Source organism: Pseudomonas sp. Y5-11 (genome assembly GCF_022368695.1).
Classification (GTDB): Bacteria; Pseudomonadota; Gammaproteobacteria; order Pseudomonadales; family Pseudomonadaceae; genus Aquipseudomonas; species Aquipseudomonas parakoreensis.
This window is the reverse complement of record NZ_CP058974.1, coordinates 4484726-4499249: the sequence shown is the minus strand read 5'-3', so window position 1 is coordinate 4499249 and position 14524 is coordinate 4484726. Positions and strand designations below refer to the sequence as shown.

General features: G+C 62.5%; 17 protein-coding genes. 7 read left to right on the top strand and 10 right to left on the bottom strand.

Features of this window, described 5'->3' with window-relative positions; translation table 11 throughout:
* Nucleotides 1-86 precede the first annotated feature (86 nt).
* Nucleotides 87-476 (bottom strand): DUF2946 domain-containing protein, encoded by a 390-nt coding sequence (locus tag HXW87_RS19695; protein WP_239777542.1) that lies wholly within the window; start codon nucleotides 474-476, stop codon nucleotides 87-89.
* A 94-nt stretch (nucleotides 477-570) separates the two neighbouring features.
* Between HXW87_RS19695 and HXW87_RS19690 the strand changes: the two genes are divergently transcribed.
* A complete protein-coding gene (locus HXW87_RS19690) occupies nucleotides 571-1011 on the top strand; it encodes a DUF3995 domain-containing protein (protein ID WP_047294968.1) in 441 nt (146 codons plus the stop codon).
* A gap of 145 nt (nucleotides 1012-1156) precedes the next feature.
* On the opposite strand, the gene HXW87_RS19685 is transcribed toward HXW87_RS19690, so the two are convergent.
* The 7 genes from HXW87_RS19685 to HXW87_RS19655 all read right to left on the bottom strand — a co-directional run bounded on the left by HXW87_RS19685 (nucleotide 1157) and on the right by HXW87_RS19655 (nucleotide 8366).
* Complete coding sequence (locus HXW87_RS19685) at nucleotides 1157-1519, bottom strand: Na+/H+ antiporter subunit G (RefSeq protein WP_239777541.1); 363 nt, start codon at nucleotides 1517-1519, stop codon at nucleotides 1157-1159.
* Nucleotides 1516-1794, bottom strand: coding sequence for a K+/H+ antiporter subunit F (locus tag HXW87_RS19680; protein ID WP_003225959.1), 279 nt, complete (start codon nucleotides 1792-1794; stop codon nucleotides 1516-1518). Before HXW87_RS19680 ends, HXW87_RS19685 begins: the two co-directional genes overlap by 4 nt.
* Entirely contained in the window at nucleotides 1791-2279 is a 489-nt protein-coding gene (locus tag HXW87_RS19675) for a Na+/H+ antiporter subunit E (protein ID WP_047294965.1), read from the bottom strand. Before HXW87_RS19675 ends, HXW87_RS19680 begins: the two co-directional genes overlap by 4 nt.
* Nucleotides 2276-3955 (bottom strand): monovalent cation/H+ antiporter subunit D, encoded by a 1680-nt coding sequence (locus HXW87_RS19670; RefSeq protein WP_095666874.1) that lies wholly within the window; start codon nucleotides 3953-3955, stop codon nucleotides 2276-2278. Before HXW87_RS19670 ends, HXW87_RS19675 begins: the two co-directional genes overlap by 4 nt.
* Nucleotides 3952-4296: a Na+/H+ antiporter subunit C gene (locus HXW87_RS19665; protein ID WP_003225953.1), complete on the bottom strand. Its 345-nt coding sequence runs from the start codon at nucleotides 4294-4296 to the stop codon at nucleotides 3952-3954. Before HXW87_RS19665 ends, HXW87_RS19670 begins: the two co-directional genes overlap by 4 nt.
* Nucleotides 4296-7214, bottom strand: coding sequence for a monovalent cation/H+ antiporter subunit A (locus HXW87_RS19660; protein WP_047294961.1), 2919 nt, complete (start codon nucleotides 7212-7214; stop codon nucleotides 4296-4298). Before HXW87_RS19660 ends, HXW87_RS19665 begins: the two co-directional genes overlap by 1 nt.
* A gap of 213 nt (nucleotides 7215-7427) precedes the next feature.
* Nucleotides 7428-8366, bottom strand: coding sequence for a DMT family transporter (locus HXW87_RS19655; RefSeq protein WP_095666872.1), 939 nt, complete (start codon nucleotides 8364-8366; stop codon nucleotides 7428-7430).
* 85 nt (nucleotides 8367-8451) lie between these two features.
* Here HXW87_RS19655 and HXW87_RS19650 point away from each other — a divergent pair, with 85 nt between their 5' ends.
* Together HXW87_RS19650 and HXW87_RS19645 are read left to right on the top strand one after the other, a co-directional pair.
* Nucleotides 8452-9015, top strand: coding sequence for an XRE family transcriptional regulator (locus HXW87_RS19650; RefSeq protein ID WP_047598262.1), 564 nt, complete (start codon nucleotides 8452-8454; stop codon nucleotides 9013-9015).
* A complete protein-coding gene (locus HXW87_RS19645; RefSeq protein WP_239777540.1) occupies nucleotides 9016-10410 on the top strand; it encodes an FAD/NAD(P)-binding protein in 1395 nt (464 codons plus the stop codon).
* A 188-nt stretch (nucleotides 10411-10598) separates the two neighbouring features.
* Here HXW87_RS19645 and ppnN read toward each other — a convergent pair whose 3' ends face one another.
* Nucleotides 10599-11972 carry a nucleotide 5'-monophosphate nucleosidase PpnN gene (gene ppnN, locus HXW87_RS19640; RefSeq protein ID WP_041062856.1) on the bottom strand — a complete coding sequence of 458 codons (1374 nt, stop codon included), beginning with the start codon at nucleotides 11970-11972 and terminating at the stop codon, nucleotides 10599-10601.
* Between the two features lie 223 nt (nucleotides 11973-12195).
* On the opposite strand from ppnN, the gene HXW87_RS19635 reads away from it, so the two are divergent.
* Nucleotides 12196-12723 carry a DUF3087 domain-containing protein gene (locus HXW87_RS19635; RefSeq protein WP_047294951.1) on the top strand — a complete coding sequence of 176 codons (528 nt, stop codon included), beginning with the start codon at nucleotides 12196-12198 and terminating at the stop codon, nucleotides 12721-12723.
* Here HXW87_RS19635 and HXW87_RS19630 read toward each other — a convergent pair.
* Complete coding sequence (locus HXW87_RS19630) at nucleotides 12720-13106, bottom strand: DUF2784 domain-containing protein (RefSeq protein WP_239777539.1); 387 nt, start codon at nucleotides 13104-13106, stop codon at nucleotides 12720-12722. The genes HXW87_RS19635 and HXW87_RS19630 overlap by 4 nt on opposite strands.
* Before the next feature lie 152 nt (nucleotides 13107-13258).
* Between HXW87_RS19630 and HXW87_RS19625 the strand changes: the two genes are divergently transcribed.
* From HXW87_RS19625 to HXW87_RS19615, 3 genes are all read left to right on the top strand, one after another.
* On the top strand, nucleotides 13259-13957 hold the full coding sequence (locus tag HXW87_RS19625) for an AzlC family ABC transporter permease (protein ID WP_027612977.1): 699 nt from the start codon (nucleotides 13259-13261) through the stop codon (nucleotides 13955-13957).
* Entirely contained in the window at nucleotides 13957-14268 is a 312-nt protein-coding gene (locus tag HXW87_RS19620) for an AzlD domain-containing protein (RefSeq protein ID WP_177327894.1), read from the top strand. The genes HXW87_RS19625 and HXW87_RS19620 overlap by 1 nt, the downstream gene beginning before the upstream one ends.
* Nucleotides 14269-14330: 62 nt before the next feature.
* On the top strand, nucleotides 14331-14486 hold the full coding sequence (locus HXW87_RS19615) for a hypothetical protein (protein WP_174376867.1): 156 nt from the start codon (nucleotides 14331-14333) through the stop codon (nucleotides 14484-14486).
* The last annotated feature ends 38 nt before the right edge of the window (nucleotides 14487-14524 follow it).

Below are 14524 nucleotides of genomic sequence, written 5' to 3'. Positions count from 1 at the left end.
ATCCTGAATGCTTGTCTAGGAGTCAGCGCACAGGCGAACGCCGCGCGTTGGCGCAGTGGGCTGAAAAATCAAAAAGGCAAAGACACTCAGGCGAGCGGCGGGGCGCGAGGGTTGGCCGAAGGCCAGGTGAAGCGGGCAGGGAGGTCGGCGCTGACGATGGGCGCCAGCGGCGGGCTGTGTTGCTCGGGCAGCACCGCGAGGGTCAGGCTGGAGTTGAATGCCGGGCCCATGCCGCCGCCGACCGAGCACAGCGGACAGCCAAACGCCTTGGACAGGGTCGGCAATGGTTCTTCGCTGGGATTGCTGGTCAGCGGCGCTTGGGTGGCCGGGTCGACCGTACAGAACTGGCCGCCGATGCCGTTGAGCTGCATCCCGACCATTTGCCCGTGACCGATGCTGCAGGCGAACACGTTGAACAGGACGCAGCAATAAAGCATCCAGGCCAGCAGTGAGCGATCGGAACGGGTGAATTTCATGGGGCGGCACTTTACCGTACCGCCGATCGGTCGTGCACTTCAAAAAATGCCGACTAGGATGTTTTGTTCAAATCCCCAGAAAGGATTCTCGACCATGACCTTTGTGTTGGCTCAATGGCTGGTGACGATATTTGCGGCAATCGCCCTGGTACACGTGTACTGGGCGCTGGGTGGGCAATGGGCGGCGGTGGCGGCGGTACCGCAAGTGCCGGTGCAAGGACTGGTGGCGACGGTGCGACCGGCATTCAAACCGTCTGGCTGGATCACGCTGTTGGTGGCGGCAGCTTTATTGGTGATCGCCGCGCTAGTGTGCATGCGGGTCGGCTGGGGCATGCCGCCGGTGCATCACAAGGCGCTGCAATGGGTGATCAGTGCGATTGCGTTACTGATGTTTGCCCGGGCGATCGGCGATTCGCATCTGGTGGGTTTTTTCAAGGAAGTGAAGGGGTCGCGATTTGCGCGGCTGGATACCTGGGTGTATTCACCGCTGTGTCTGTTGCTGGGGGCGGGATTGTTGGCGGTGGCTTGGGTCTGACTCGGCTCATGTGTTGGCAGTACCGGCCTCTTCGCGGGCAAGCCCGCTCCCACAGTGATTGTGGGTGTTCACAAGTAATGGACTCCACCCAAAACCCTGTGGGAGCGGGCTTGCCCGCGAAGAGGCCTGCCCAGACACCGCCGAATTAACTACCACTCTCGGACCTGCGGCTGCTGACCTCAGCCGGCACATCATCCCCGGCCATGCGCTTGCGGAACAACGCCGCCCGCGCCAGCAGCAACGTGGTCACCGGCACAGTAATCGCCAGCAGGATCGGAATCAGCCAGGCATGCATCACCGGCCCGGACTTGAGTGCCGAGAAGCAGATGATCGACGCCAGCGCCACGCACCACGCGCCCAACGTCGAGGCCAGCGCCGGTGGATGCATGCGCTGGAAGTACTCCTTCATGCGCAGCAAGCCGGCTGCGCCAAGCAGCGCAAACACCCCGCTGAGCACCAGTAGAATCGCCACCGGAATCTCGACCCACAACGACAATTGCGCAGTCATTCGATCACCTCGCCACGCAGCAGGAATTTCGCCAGGGCAAATGAACCGACGAAGCCGAACAGCGCGATCAGCAGCGCTGCCTCGAAGTAAGTGTCACTGGAATAACGAATGCCCAGCGTCAGCATCATCAGCATGGCGACGATGTACAGATAGTCCAGTGCCAGGACTCGATCCTGCGCCGACGGCCCCTTGAACAGGCGGATCAGGGTCAGGACCATCGCCAGCGAGAACAGGAACAGCGTCAGCAGAATCGCGTTCGACAGCAACGGGCTCATTCGAAAATCTCCATCAACGGCTGCTCGTAGGCAGTCTTGAAGTGGTGGATGAAGTGCGCCTCGTCATCCAGATCCCAGACGTGTAGCAGCAGAATGCTGCGATCCAGTGCCAGCTCCGACCACACGGTGCCCGGCACCACGGTGCAGATCATCGCCAGCGCGGCCAGACCGTTGGCGTCGCGCAGGTCCAGCGGCACTTTGACGAAGCGTGAGCGTGGCGGTCGGCGACCGGCGTTGAGCACGCCCCAGGCGACGATCAGGTTGGAGAGGATCACGTCACGGCCGACCATCACGAACAGACGCAGGATGGTCAGCGGGCGGCGAATGCGCACCTGTTTCGGGCGCAGCTTGCGCATCATCAACGGTGCGGCGAACCCGAGTATCGCGCCGAGCAGCAGGTTGCCCGGGCTGACGGAGAGATTGAGTGTCAGCCACAAAACCCATAACGCCAGTGACAGCAGCGGAGCCGGGAACACGCGCTTCATGGCTGCACCTCCAGCATCGCGGCTTTGGCTTCCGGACTTGGTACGGCGCGGGTGCCGAGCACGGCCATCACGTATTGCTGCGGGTTGTTCAGCGCGTCGGCGGTGGCCTGGGTATAGCGCAGCAGCGGTTCGGCCTTGAAGGTCAGGGCGATGCTCAGCCCCAGCAACAGGAAAACCGGCGCACATTCGAGTTTGCGCAGCAGCGGTGACGGACGCTCTTCAGGGGTCCAGAAACGCTGGACGCCCATGCGCGCGAACGCCATCAGAGAGGCCAGCCCGGAGAGGATCAGCAGCGCCAGCAACGCCCAGGACGCGTTGGAAATCGGCGCTTCATCGCCCAGCCCCAGTGGATTGAGCAGCGCACCGATCAGACTGAGCTTACCGATGAACCCGGACAGCGGCGGCATGCCGATGATCAGCAGGGCGCAGGCAATGAAGCTCAGGCCGAGAAACGCCATGGTCCACGGAATGACCTGGCCGACCACGGCTTTCTGCTCGTCATCGAGGTTGATGCCCTTGGGCGGTTGCAGGGATTCCTGCGGACGCGGCAGCAGTTCGCTTTCATCCTCCAGCGGGATTTCGTTGGCCGAACGCGACCGCTCGATCAACTCCGCCAGCAGGAACAGCGCACTCAGGGCCAGGGTCGAGCTGACCAGATAGAACAGCGCCGCGCCGATCAGGTTCGGCTGGGCGAAACCCACCGCCGACAGCAGAATCCCCGCCGACACCAGAATGCTCAGGCTGGCCATGCGCTCCAGGCGTTGCGCAGCCAGAATCGCCAGCGCGGCGCAGGCGATGGTTGCCATGCCGCCGTAGATCAGCCAGTCGCCACCGAAGAACGCCGATGCCCCGGCCTGGCCGGAGAACAGCAGCGTCCACAGGCGCAGCAGGGTGTAGACGCCGACCTTGGTCATGATCGCGAACATCGCCGCGACCGGTGCGCTGGCCGAGGAGTAGGCCGGCACCAGCCAGAAGTTCAGTGGCCACATGCCGGCCTTGGCCAGGAATGCAACTGCAAGAATCCCCGCTCCGGCGTGCAGCAAGCCCCGGTCGGCTTCCGGCACCAGCGGAATCTTCAGCGCCAGATCGGCCATGTTCAGGGTGCCGGTGACGCCGTAGATCAGCGCCGCGCCAATCAGGAACAGCGACGAGGCCAGCAGGTTGATCGAGATGTAATGCAGGCCCGACGATACCCGCGCCCGACCCGAACCGTGCAGCAACAGGCCATAAGAGGCCGCGAGCAGCACTTCGAAGAACACGAACAGGTTGAACAGGTCGGCGGTGAGGAACGCGCCGTACAGGCCCATCAACTGAATCTGGAACAACGCGTGGAAGCTCGAGCCCGCGCCGTCCCAACGCGCCATGGCGAACAGCAGGGCGCTGACGCCGATGATCCCGGTCAGCACCAGCATCAATGCCGACAGGCGATCGACCACCAGCACGATGCCGAACGGCGCCTGCCAGTTGCCCGGCAGGTACACGCCGATGGAGCCGGGCACGCCGGTGGTTTGCGTCCATTGCAGCAGCATCACCGAAATGAACAGGCCGACGAGGCTGGAGAACAGGTTGATTTTCGCCTTCAGCGGCCGGTGTTTTTCGCCCAGCATCAGCATCACGGCGGCGGTCAGCAGCGGCAGCAGGATCGGTGCGGCGATCAGGTGAGTCATCGCCATCATTCCTTGGGCTCCCGGCCGTCGACGTGGTCAGTGCCGGTCAGGCCCCGCGATGCCAGCAACACCACCAGGAACAGCGCGGTCATGGCAAAGCTGATGACGATTGCAGTCAGCACCAGTGCCTGTGGCAGCGGATCGGTGTAGTGCAGCAGGTCCTGGGTCACGCCGTCCTTGATCACCGGTTCTTTACCGATGAACAGGCTGCCCATGCTGAAGATGAACAGGTTGACCGCGTAGGACAACAGGCACAGGCCCATGACCACCTGGAACGTCCGTGGCCGTAGCACCAGCCACACGCCGGATGCGGCGAGGACGCCGATGGCGATTGCGATGACTTCTTCCATCAGACGGCTCCTTTGCTGGCGACGGACTTGGGCAGCGACGCGGTTTTGTGACCACGCACCGATTGGTGGGCGAGGGCGGTCAAGATCAGCAGCGTCGAGCCCACTACCACGGCGTACACGCCGATGTCAAAGAACAGCGCGCTGGCAATATGGATGTCGCCCAGCAGCGGCAAGGCGAAATGCCAGGTGTGGGTGGTCAGGAACGGATAACCGACCGCCATCGCGCCGAGACCGGTGGCGGTGGCGAACAGCAGCCCGGTGCCCATCCAGCGCAGCGGTCGCAGGCTCATTTGCGCCTCGACCCACTGCGTCCCGGCGACCATGTATTGCAGGATGAACGCCACCGACATCACCAGCCCGGCAACGAAACCGCCGCCCGGCTGGTTGTGGCCGCGCATGAACAGATAGCACGACACCACCAGCGCAATCGGCAGCAACAGGCGCACCAGCACCGCCGGCACCATCATGAAGCCGAGCGCGGTATCGCTGGCGCTGCGCGGGTTGACCAGATCGGTGACCACGTCCGGCGCGAGCAGGCGTTGCTGGGCCGGTAGTTGCAGGCTTTCTTTCGGCGGGCGGAAACGCCGGAGCAGGGCGAACACGGTCAACGCCACGGCCACCAGCACGGTGATTTCACCCAGGGTATCGAAGCCACGGAAGTCCACCAGCATCACGTTGACCACGTTGCTGCCACCGCCCTCGGGCATGGCCCGGCTGAGGTAGAACGAGGAAATGTCGTTGGGCGTCTGCCGCGTCAGCATCGCGTAGGACAGCAGCGCCATGCCGGCGCCGACCGCAATCGACAACAGCAAGTCGCGCAGGCGCCGCACCCGGGCCTTGCGCAGGCTCGACGGCAGTGGCGAGACTTCTTCGATGCGTCGCGGCAACCAGCGCAGGCCGAGCAGGATCAGCACCGTGGTCACCACTTCCACCGCCAATTGCGTCAGGGCCAGATCCGGCGCCGAGAACCAGACGAAGGTCACGCAGGTCATCAGCCCGCAGACGCTGACCATGGTCAGGGCGGCGAGACGGTGATACTTGGCTTGCCATGCGGCGCCGAGGGCGCAGGCAATCGCCAGCAGCCACAGGGTCACGAACACGATGGAGCCCGGAATCTTCGGCCGGTCGCCCCAGCTCAGCTGGCTGTGCAGCATCGGGATCAGGCCGGCGAGCACTGCCGCCAATACCATCAGGAACAGTTGCATCTGCAGGCGGCGGGTGCCGAGTCGACGTTCTACCCGGCGGGCCATGCGCATCATCAGCACCAGACTGCGCTCGAACAGCCGCTTGCCGTTGAAGCGACCTACCAGCGGCGGGTATTTGAAGCGGCCACGCTTGAGCTGATTGCGCAGCAGCAGATAGACCACGATACCGCCGGACATGGCAATCAGGCTCATGATCATCGGCGCATTCAGACCGTGCCAGATGGCCAGGCTGTACTCGGGCAGCGTTCCACCCACTACCGGCAGTGCGGCGGCCGCGAGCAGCGGACCGACCACTTGCGCCGGGAAAATCCCGACGATCAGGCAGGTGAACACCAGCAGCTCGACCGGCGCACGCATCCAGCGCGGCGGTTCGTGCGGGGTGTGCGGCAGGTCGGTGGCCGTCGGGCCGAAGAACACGTCGACGGTAAAGCGCAGCGAATAGGCGACGCTGAAGGTGCCGGCGATGGTTGCGACGATCGGCAGGGCCGCTTCGACCCACGCGGTGGCATTGATGAAAACGGTTTCGGCGAAGAACATTTCTTTCGACAGGAAGCCGTTGAGCAGCGGTACGCCGGCCATCGACGCGCTGGCAACCATCGCCAGGGTCGCGGTGAACGGAATCAGTTTGATCAGGCCGCTGAGCTTGCGAATGTCTCGGGTGCCGCTTTCGTGGTCGATGATCCCGGCGGCCATGAACAGCGAGGCCTTGAAGGTCGCGTGGTTGAGAATGTGGAACACCGCGGCGACCGCCGCCAGCGGGCTGTTGAGGCCCAGCAGCAAGGTGATCAGGCCCAGATGACTGATGGTCGAGTAGGCCAGCAGACCCTTGAGGTCGTTCTGGAACATCGCGCAGTAGGCGCCGAGCAACAGCGTACACGCGCCGGCGCCGCTGACGATGTAGAACCATTCTTCACTGCCGGACAGCGACGGCCACAGGCGTGCGAGCAGAAATACCCCGGCCTTGACCATGGTCGCCGAGTGCAGATAAGCCGAAACCGGAGTGGGCGCCGCCATGGCGTGCGGCAGCCAGAAGTGGAAAGGGAACTGAGCGCTTTTGCTGAGGGCGCCGATAAGGATGAGGGGAAGCAGGATGGGGTAGAGGGCATGTGCGCGAATCTGATCGCCGGCGGCCAGGACCTTGTCCAGGTCATAGCTGCCGACGACATGGCCGAGGATCATGACCCCCGCCAGCAGGCATAGTCCCCCGGCGCCGGTGACCATCAGCGCCATATAGGCGCCACGCCGGGCATCGGAGCGGTGGTGCCAGTAGCCGATCAGCAGGAACGAGAAGAGGCTGGTCAGCTCCCAGAAGAACACGATCTGGATCAGGTTGCCGGAGATCACCAGGCCGAGCATGGCGCCCATGAACGCCAGGAAGAAGGCGAAGAAGCGTGGCACCGGGTCGTCCGGCGACATGTAATAACGCGCATATAAAGAGACGAGGGCGCCGATGCCCAGCACCAGCAGCGAGAACAGCCAGGCGAAACCGTCCATACGCAGGACGAAGTTCAAACCGAGGCTGGGCAGCCACATGAATTCTTCACGGATCACGCCGCCGTGGGCGATTTGCGGGTACAACAGCGCGACCTGCACGGTGCCGATCAGAGCGACCAGACCTGCCAACAGGGATTCGGTATTACGCGCATTGTGTGGCAGCACCGCTGCCAGACAGCTGCCAATGAATGGCAGAAGCAGTAGAACTATCAGGGACATAGGCTTCTAATCTGCGGAAGTTTGTGAAGCATCATACGTGCCAGCTCCCTGATTACCAAACGCCAGGATGTCTCAGAATCCTACAAAGTAGTCTGAAAAAATTGGTTTGGCTTTGTTTCAGGGGCGAAAAGATCGCAGCCTGCGGCAGCTCCTACATTGGAATGCATGTCCCTGTAGGAGCTGCCGCAGGCTGCGATCTTTTGATCTTCGCGCTCAATTGCCGCTGTCATTCTCCAAGGCACCATCAACCTCGACGTCAACCTTACCCTTGGTCTTCAACTCACTGACAATCACCGCCGCGACAATCAACCCTGCACCCACCAAGGCAATCGCCGGCAAGCGCTCCCCGGCGATCCGCCCGACGATCCCGGCCCACACCGGCTCACCGGCATAGATCAATGTTGCCCGGGTCGGCGATACGCTTTTCTGCGCCCAGTTCATCGCCACCTGAATTGCCGCACTCGCCGCGCCGAGTCCCAGTGCGGTCACCAGCAGCGTCCAGGAAAAATCCGGAAGTGCCTCACCGGTCGGCACCACCAGCAGGAATGACAGCACCGAGGTCGCTGCCAGTTGCACCACGGTCACCCGGCGTACATCGACTTGGCCGGCATAGGTGCTGATCAGAATGATCTCGGCGGCAATCGCGATGGCGCTGATCAGCGTGGCGATTTCGCCGGGGCTGAAATTCAGCGCAGCCCCGGACGGCCCGGACAACAGCATCAACCCGGTAAACGCCAGCATGATGCCAATGCTCGGCATCAGCCCCGGCCGACGGCCCAGCACCAGCCATTGCAGCAATGGCACGAAGGGCACGTACAACGCGGTGATGAATGCCGACTGGCTGCTCGGGATCGTTTGCAGGCCAACGGTCTGCAGGCCGTAACCGAGCATGATCGCCACGCCGATGAAGGTCCCGGCCTTGAGTTCGAACAGGGTCAGGTTGCGCAAGTGGCGCCAGGAAAACAGCGCGACAATGGCGGCCGCAGCGGCAAAGCGCAAGCCGACGAAGAACATCGGGCCGCTGACGGTCATGGCGTGTTGCACCAGCAGGAACGTACCGCCCCAGACCATGGTGATCAGCACCAGCACGCACTCGGCCTTGCTGAAGCGGGAGAAGCGAAGGGGTGTGGGGGAGCTGTTCACTGACGTCATGACCTTGCGCACTATAAAAGGCAGGACGCACAATGCGCCCAACGTTGCGCAGTATACTGCCCAACCCCACCGAGTGAGCAATATAGTGCACAAAGATTCCAGCCAACGGGCGTCCGTCCTGCAACACGTCAGCCACAATGTTCGGCGCCTGCGCCACGCTGCTGACATGAGCCAGACCGCGCTGGCCGAAAAGTCCGGCGTCAGTCGGCGCATGCTGGTGGCGATCGAGGCCGGGGAAAAGAATGTCAGCCTGACCACCCTCGACCGCGTCGCCGAAGCGCTCGATGTAGCCTTCAGCGACCTGATCCAGGCCCCAGACGCACGCGATACCAGTCGCATCAACGAAGTGGCGTGGGCCGGGGTGATTCCCGGGAGCAAAGCGGTGCTGCTGTCCAAGGCCACCGCCACCCGTGAAGTCGAACAATGGGAATGGTGTCTGCAACCGGGCGAGGTCTACCCGTCGCAACCCGACGCCGATGGCTGGAGTGAGCAGATCTATGTGTTCGAAGGTTGCCTGACGTTAACGGTGGGTGAAGTGACCAATACCATTGCGACTGGCGAGTTTTTCATGTTTGCCAGCAACCAGCCGCACGGCTATCGCAATGACGGGCCGGTGGCGGTGCGCTTTGTGCGCAATGTGGTGATTTGAATGAGTCAGCGTGCAGACATCCTGATCATCGGCGGTGGCCTCAGCGGCACGATGCTGGCCGTGCAATTGCTGCGACTGCCCGGCCAGCGGCGGATCCTGATCATCGAACCGCGCGCCGAACTCGGCCGTGGCGAAGCCTACAGCGCCGTCGAATTGGGCCACACGCTCAACGGCAATGCGGCGCGCATGAGTGTCGACCCGGACAACCTTGATGACTTGACCCAATGGCTGACTGCGCACATTGCCGCCGGCGGCTGGCCGGAGTCCGCCGAGCAGAACGTGCCGGTCAGTGAACTGTTCCCGCCGCGCGGGCTGTTTGGCGTGTATGTGCAGCAGCGCCTGGCCGAGGCGCGAGTCGCTGGTGCGCGGCACGGTTCGACCGCCGAGCACGTTCGCGCCGAAGTCGTCGATCTGCAAACCGATGCTGATTCGGTGCAACTGACCCTGAACGATGGGCAGCACCTGAACGGCGCCTTTGCTGTGCTCGCCACGGGCATGTTCCCCGCCGCGCGCACGCCGCAGAAGGATTCCAGCGGCCTGAATGCCGCTGCGCTTGATCCATGGGACGTCGCGGCCATGCGCCAGCTCGATCCGCAGTCAACCGTGCTGATCATCGGCTCCGGGCTGACCATGGTCGATGCGGTCGTCTCTCTGGAGCAGGCCGGGCATCGCGGGCCGATCGACGTGTTTTCCCGCCATGGACTGTTGCCCCATGTACGTCGGCAACCGCCGGCGTGGGTGGATTTTCTTGCGCAAGATCCGGGCATTCGCACGCCGCGACAGTTGCTGCACGAACTGCGCAGGCATTGCCTTGACGCCATTGCCCAAGGCATCGACTGGCAGGCGCCGCTGGACACCGTGCGAGCGCACATCGGCCGGCTGTGGAGTCAGGCGACTGACGTGCAGCGAAGACAATTCGTACGCCATGTGCGGCCATGGTGGGAGAGTCATCATCATCGTTCGCCACCGCTGAGTGCGGCGTTGGTTGAACGCTTGCACAACGAGGGACGGTTGCGGATTCAGGCAGCGTCGTTCAAGGGGCTTGAGCCGAGTACGCAGCAGGGTGTCAGCATTCGCATTCGGCCACGCGGTGAGTCTGAGACTCGCGTGGTACACGGCGCAGCGCTGATCAATTCCAGTGGCATCGAGTATGACTGGCGGCGCGTGGCGCGACCGTTGCCGCAGCAGTTGCTGGCGCGTGGGCTGGTGCGTCCGGGGCCGTTGGCGTTGGGGATTACGGCAGCGGTGGACGGCGCGGTGCTGAACGCCGAGGGGCAAGTCGCCAGCCGTTTGTTCGCCATGGGCCCACCGCTACGCGGAATGTGGTGGGAAAGCACGGCAGTGACGGATATGGCGTTGCAGGCCAGGGCATTGGCGGCGCGATTGGCGGGATAAGGTGACGCTTGTCTTTCGCGAGCAAGCTCGCTCCCATGGGGGACTCTGCCTGGAAAGACCTGTGCGCCACACAACAGATCCTGTGGGAGCGAGCTTGCTCGCGAAGAGGCCGTGCCAGTCAACATCCATGTTGCCTGACACACCGCTTTCGCGGGCAAGCCCGCTCACACATTGGGTGGCCGGAAGAGTTACGCCACCACGCGATAGCACGGCACATACGCCGCGCCGCCCGGCAGTTTCATCCGGTGCTGGGCGACGAAGGCTTTGAGCAGCGCATCGAGCGGTTGCATGATCGCTGCGTCGCCACGGATCTGGTACGGCCCGTGTTCCTCGATCAAGCGGATGCCCTTGTCCTTGACGTTGCCGGCAACGATCCCGGAGAACGCGCGGCGCAGGTTGGCGGCCAGTTCGTGGGGCGGCTGGTCGCGGTGCAGCTTGAGGTTGGCCATGTTCTCGTGGGTCGGATCGAATGGACGCTGGAAGCTTTCGTCGATCTTCAGCAGCCAGTTGAAGTGGAACGCGTCGTTGCGCTCGCGGCGGAACTGTTTCACCGCTTTGAGGCCGGCCGTCATCTGCCGGGCGACTTCGGCCGGGTCGTCGATGATGATCTCGTAGTGCTGTTTGGCCGCATCGCCCAGGGTGGCGGTGACGAAGGCATCGAGTTGTTCCAGGTACGGCGCGGCATGTTTCGGCCCGGTCAGGATTACCGGGAACGGCAGGCCCTGATTGTCCGGATGCATCAGGATACCCAGCAGGTACAGGAACTCTTCGGCGGTGCCGGCGCCGCCCGGGAAAATGATGATGCCGTGGCCGACACGCACGAACGCTTCCAGACGTTTTTCGATGTCCGGCAGGATCACCAGCTCATTGACGATCGGGTTCGGCGCTTCAGCGGCGATGATCCCCGGCTCGGTCAGGCCAAGGTAGCGCCCACCGTGGATGCGCTGCTTGGCGTGGGCGATGGTCGCGCCCTTCATCGGGCCTTTCATTACACCGGGGCCGCAACCGGTGCAGATGTCGAGGCTGCGCAGGCCCAGTTCGTGGCCGACTTTCTTGGTGTATTTGTATTCTTCGGTGTTGATCGAGTGACCGCCCCAGCACACGACGATTTTCGGCTCGACACCCGGGCGCAAGGTGCGCGCGTTGCGCAGCAGGTGGAACACGTAGTCGCTGATGCCTTGCGAGGTGCTGAGGTCGATGCGTTGGCTGTCGAGTTCGTTTTCGGTGTAGACGATGTCGCGCAGGGCGCTGAACAGCATCTCGCGGGTGCTGGCAATCATTTCGCCGTCGACGAACGCGTCGGCCGGGGCGTTCAGCAGTTCGAGGCGCACGCCGCGATCTTGCTGGTGAATGCGGATTTCGAAGTCCTTGTAGGCTTCCAGAATGGTTTTTGCGTTGTCGACATGCGCGCCGGTGTTGAGGATGGCCAGGGCGCACTGGCGGAAGAGGGTGTAGGTGCTGCCGGATCCGGCTTCGCTCAGTTGCTGCACTTCACGTTGAGAAAGGGTTTCCAGGCTGCCTTTCGGGCTGACCGAGGCGTTGATTACGTGTCGTTGGGTCATGCAATGATCCTTAAAACGATGTCATTCCAATGGCAGGCAAATGGCATCCGAATAGTGTGTATCCATGAATGAAGATGGCACGATCTGCGCTGTACCGCCATGTCCCCGTTGGACGCTGAAAAGATGAAAAGGGCCCCCAGCATAGCTAAATCGTGCGCAGAGGCGATAATGCGCAACGAGTTTTTTCCGTTGTCCTTTTTATCGTTCAAGGAAGTCATGCCTGATGTTCGAGATCCAGCCGATGGACCCAGCAACGTTTCGCCAGCAGACCCGTCGCAGCACGCTGATCATTGCCGTGCTGTTCCTGGTGTTGGCGATGGCGCTTTCGACGGCGGCGGTGGCGCTGTTCGGTGAACCCGGCGGCGATAATCTGCGTTTCAATGTCGGGGGAGTGTTCGTCGCGTTTCTGCTGACGGCGGCGCTGATGCGCGGGCAGTTCTGGCAGCAGCCGTGGATGGCCCCGGCGGTCTATAGCTGGCGGCTCAAGCGCAGCCTGATGAGTGTGACCAACGTGATGCATCAGGTGACAGCGGCCGTTGAACAAAACGACCCGACGGCGATGAAGGTGCTGCGTTTCTATCATCTGGGGTTGACCCAGATGCACGAACTGGACGGTAACTCCAGCGATCACGCGCAGTTGCAGCGGGAGGTCGCAGCGCACCAGGAGCGGATGCAGGCGCTGGGTCTGGAGGTCGACCAGAAGCGCCTGGATCCGGCCTGGCTGCAAGCCTTGAAACCCGCCGCGCGTTAAAACGGGATGCGGCTGGCGCGGCGTAATTTCCACGCACGGGCCAGACGCCCGTAGACCAGCAGGTTGATCACCAGCACCACGCTGCCCAGTGCCAACTGGATCTGTGGCGTCAGACCTGCGGGGTAGATGATCGGCCACACGTAGTGCTCGATGAAGCCGCCGGCGTATTCGGTCTGGCCGGCGGCGTGGCGCATCAGGTTTTCCCGGTAGGTCAGCGGACAGGTCAGGTGCAACACCTCGACTGCCACGCCCCACGCCGCCGCCGGCAGATGCAGCCACATCAGGCGTGGCCATTTGAGCACCAGCAGCCCGCCGAACAGCACGAACAGAATGAATGACAGATGGAACAGCACCAGCCCGTCGGCTGCGATTCGGTACAGCATGTCGTCTCCCTGACACGGTTGTGAAGGCCTCCATGGTACGCCGACAGCGGCGCCCGGGCGTGGCGATTCAGCGCAAGTGCGCAAGATTGTTCAAGCCACGAAGGGGCATTTGCTGGCAGAGTCTGCGACCGTTTCCTCGGTTGAAGAGCGTTATGTCTGACTCACTTATGCCGCGCCGTGCGTTTCTTCGCGGCGCTGCGGCGATCATGCCGTTATCGTTGGCGACGGCGCCGTGGGGGCTGCTCGCCGGCTCCATGGCGATCGAAGCCAATCTCACACCGCTGCAGGGGCAGGGCCTGTCGAGCATTGTGTTCGCGGGCGCCGCGCAACTGGTGGCGATCGGCATGCTCAAGGGCGGTGCCGGGATTTTCTCGATTCTGCTGACCACACTGCTGCTGACCTCGCAGCACCTATTGTACGGAATGAGCATGCGCTCGGTGATCTCGCCGCTGCCCGGGCGCTGGCGCATCGGTCTGGGCTTTTTGCTCACCGATGAACTGTTTGCCCTGACCAGCCAGCATGACCGCCAGCAGTTCAATCGCTGGTATGCCTTGGGCGTCGGTCTGACGTTCTACATCGCGTGGAACCTGTTCACACTGGCCGGCATCGTCCTGGGCAGCAGTATTCCGGGGCTTGAGCATCTGGGCCTGGACTTCTCGATTGCCGCCACTTTCATCGCATTGATCACCCCGGTGGTGCGTAACGTGCCGACCGTGGTTTGCGTGGCGGTGTCGCTGTTCTGCTCGGTGCTGTTCAGCTATTGGCAATGGGGCTCGGCACTGGTGCTGTCGGGGCTGGCCGGGATGACCGCAGGATTTGTCTGCAACAAGTTGTATCGGGGGCGCACATGATGGTCTGGGCAGTGATTGTCGGCATGGGGATTCTGGTGTTCCTCAACCGCTACGTGTTTCTCGAACCGCGCCTGCCATTGCGTTTGAGCAGCAACGCGCGGCAGTTTCTCGGGTTTGCCGTACCGGGAATGTTGACGGCGATCTGCGGACCAATCGTGTTCATGCCGGACAAACAATTGAATGTGCAGTGGGATAATCCGTATTTGCTGAGTTCGCTGGTTGCGATCGGCTTGGTGCTGTACACCCGCAATACGTTGCTCAGCATGCTTTTAAGCATGGCGTTTTTCTTTTTGTTGCGCTGGTGGTTGTAAGTTGACGGGGAAAAACTGTTCTACGCTTATTGGATGATTATTGTCGACGAGGCGAAGTTCACATGACGACCGAGCAGAAGCGTCCGGATGAAAACCAGGCAGTAGACGACGAAGTGGACGAACCGAGCGAAGAGGAAATCGAGCGCGAGAAACGCAAGGAACAGACGTGGAAGCACGACGATGACAAGGAACTCACCGGGCCCGACGTGAAATTCTGACAGCCCCATGCAAAAAGCCCCGCAGCAGCGGGGCTTTC

Coding starts and splice junctions, on each gene's coding strand:
- HXW87_RS19695 (WP_239777542.1), bottom strand. CDS start 476: ATGAAATTCACCCGTTCCGATCGCTCACTGCTGGCCTGGATGCTTTAT.
- HXW87_RS19690 (WP_047294968.1), top strand. CDS start 571: ATGACCTTTGTGTTGGCTCAATGGCTGGTGACGATATTTGCGGCAATC.
- HXW87_RS19685 (WP_239777541.1), bottom strand. CDS start 1,519: ATGACTGCGCAATTGTCGTTGTGGGTCGAGATTCCGGTGGCGATTCTA.
- HXW87_RS19680 (WP_003225959.1), bottom strand. CDS start 1,794: ATGAGCCCGTTGCTGTCGAACGCGATTCTGCTGACGCTGTTCCTGTTC.
- HXW87_RS19675 (WP_047294965.1), bottom strand. CDS start 2,279: ATGAAGCGCGTGTTCCCGGCTCCGCTGCTGTCACTGGCGTTATGGGTT.
- HXW87_RS19670 (WP_095666874.1), bottom strand. CDS start 3,955: ATGATGGCGATGACTCACCTGATCGCCGCACCGATCCTGCTGCCGCTG.
- HXW87_RS19665 (WP_003225953.1), bottom strand. CDS start 4,296: ATGGAAGAAGTCATCGCAATCGCCATCGGCGTCCTCGCCGCATCCGGC.
- HXW87_RS19660 (WP_047294961.1), bottom strand. CDS start 7,214: ATGTCCCTGATAGTTCTACTGCTTCTGCCATTCATTGGCAGCTGTCTG.
- HXW87_RS19655 (WP_095666872.1), bottom strand. CDS start 8,366: ATGACGTCAGTGAACAGCTCCCCCACACCCCTTCGCTTCTCCCGCTTC.
- HXW87_RS19645 (WP_239777540.1), top strand. CDS start 9,016: ATGAGTCAGCGTGCAGACATCCTGATCATCGGCGGTGGCCTCAGCGGC.
- ppnN (WP_041062856.1), bottom strand. CDS start 11,972: ATGACCCAACGACACGTAATCAACGCCTCGGTCAGCCCGAAAGGCAGC.
- HXW87_RS19635 (WP_047294951.1), top strand. CDS start 12,196: ATGTTCGAGATCCAGCCGATGGACCCAGCAACGTTTCGCCAGCAGACC.
- HXW87_RS19630 (WP_239777539.1), bottom strand. CDS start 13,106: ATGCTGTACCGAATCGCAGCCGACGGGCTGGTGCTGTTCCATCTGTCA.
- HXW87_RS19625 (WP_027612977.1), top strand. CDS start 13,259: ATGTCTGACTCACTTATGCCGCGCCGTGCGTTTCTTCGCGGCGCTGCG.
- HXW87_RS19620 (WP_177327894.1), top strand. CDS start 13,957: ATGGTCTGGGCAGTGATTGTCGGCATGGGGATTCTGGTGTTCCTCAAC.
- HXW87_RS19615 (WP_174376867.1), top strand. CDS start 14,331: ATGACGACCGAGCAGAAGCGTCCGGATGAAAACCAGGCAGTAGACGAC.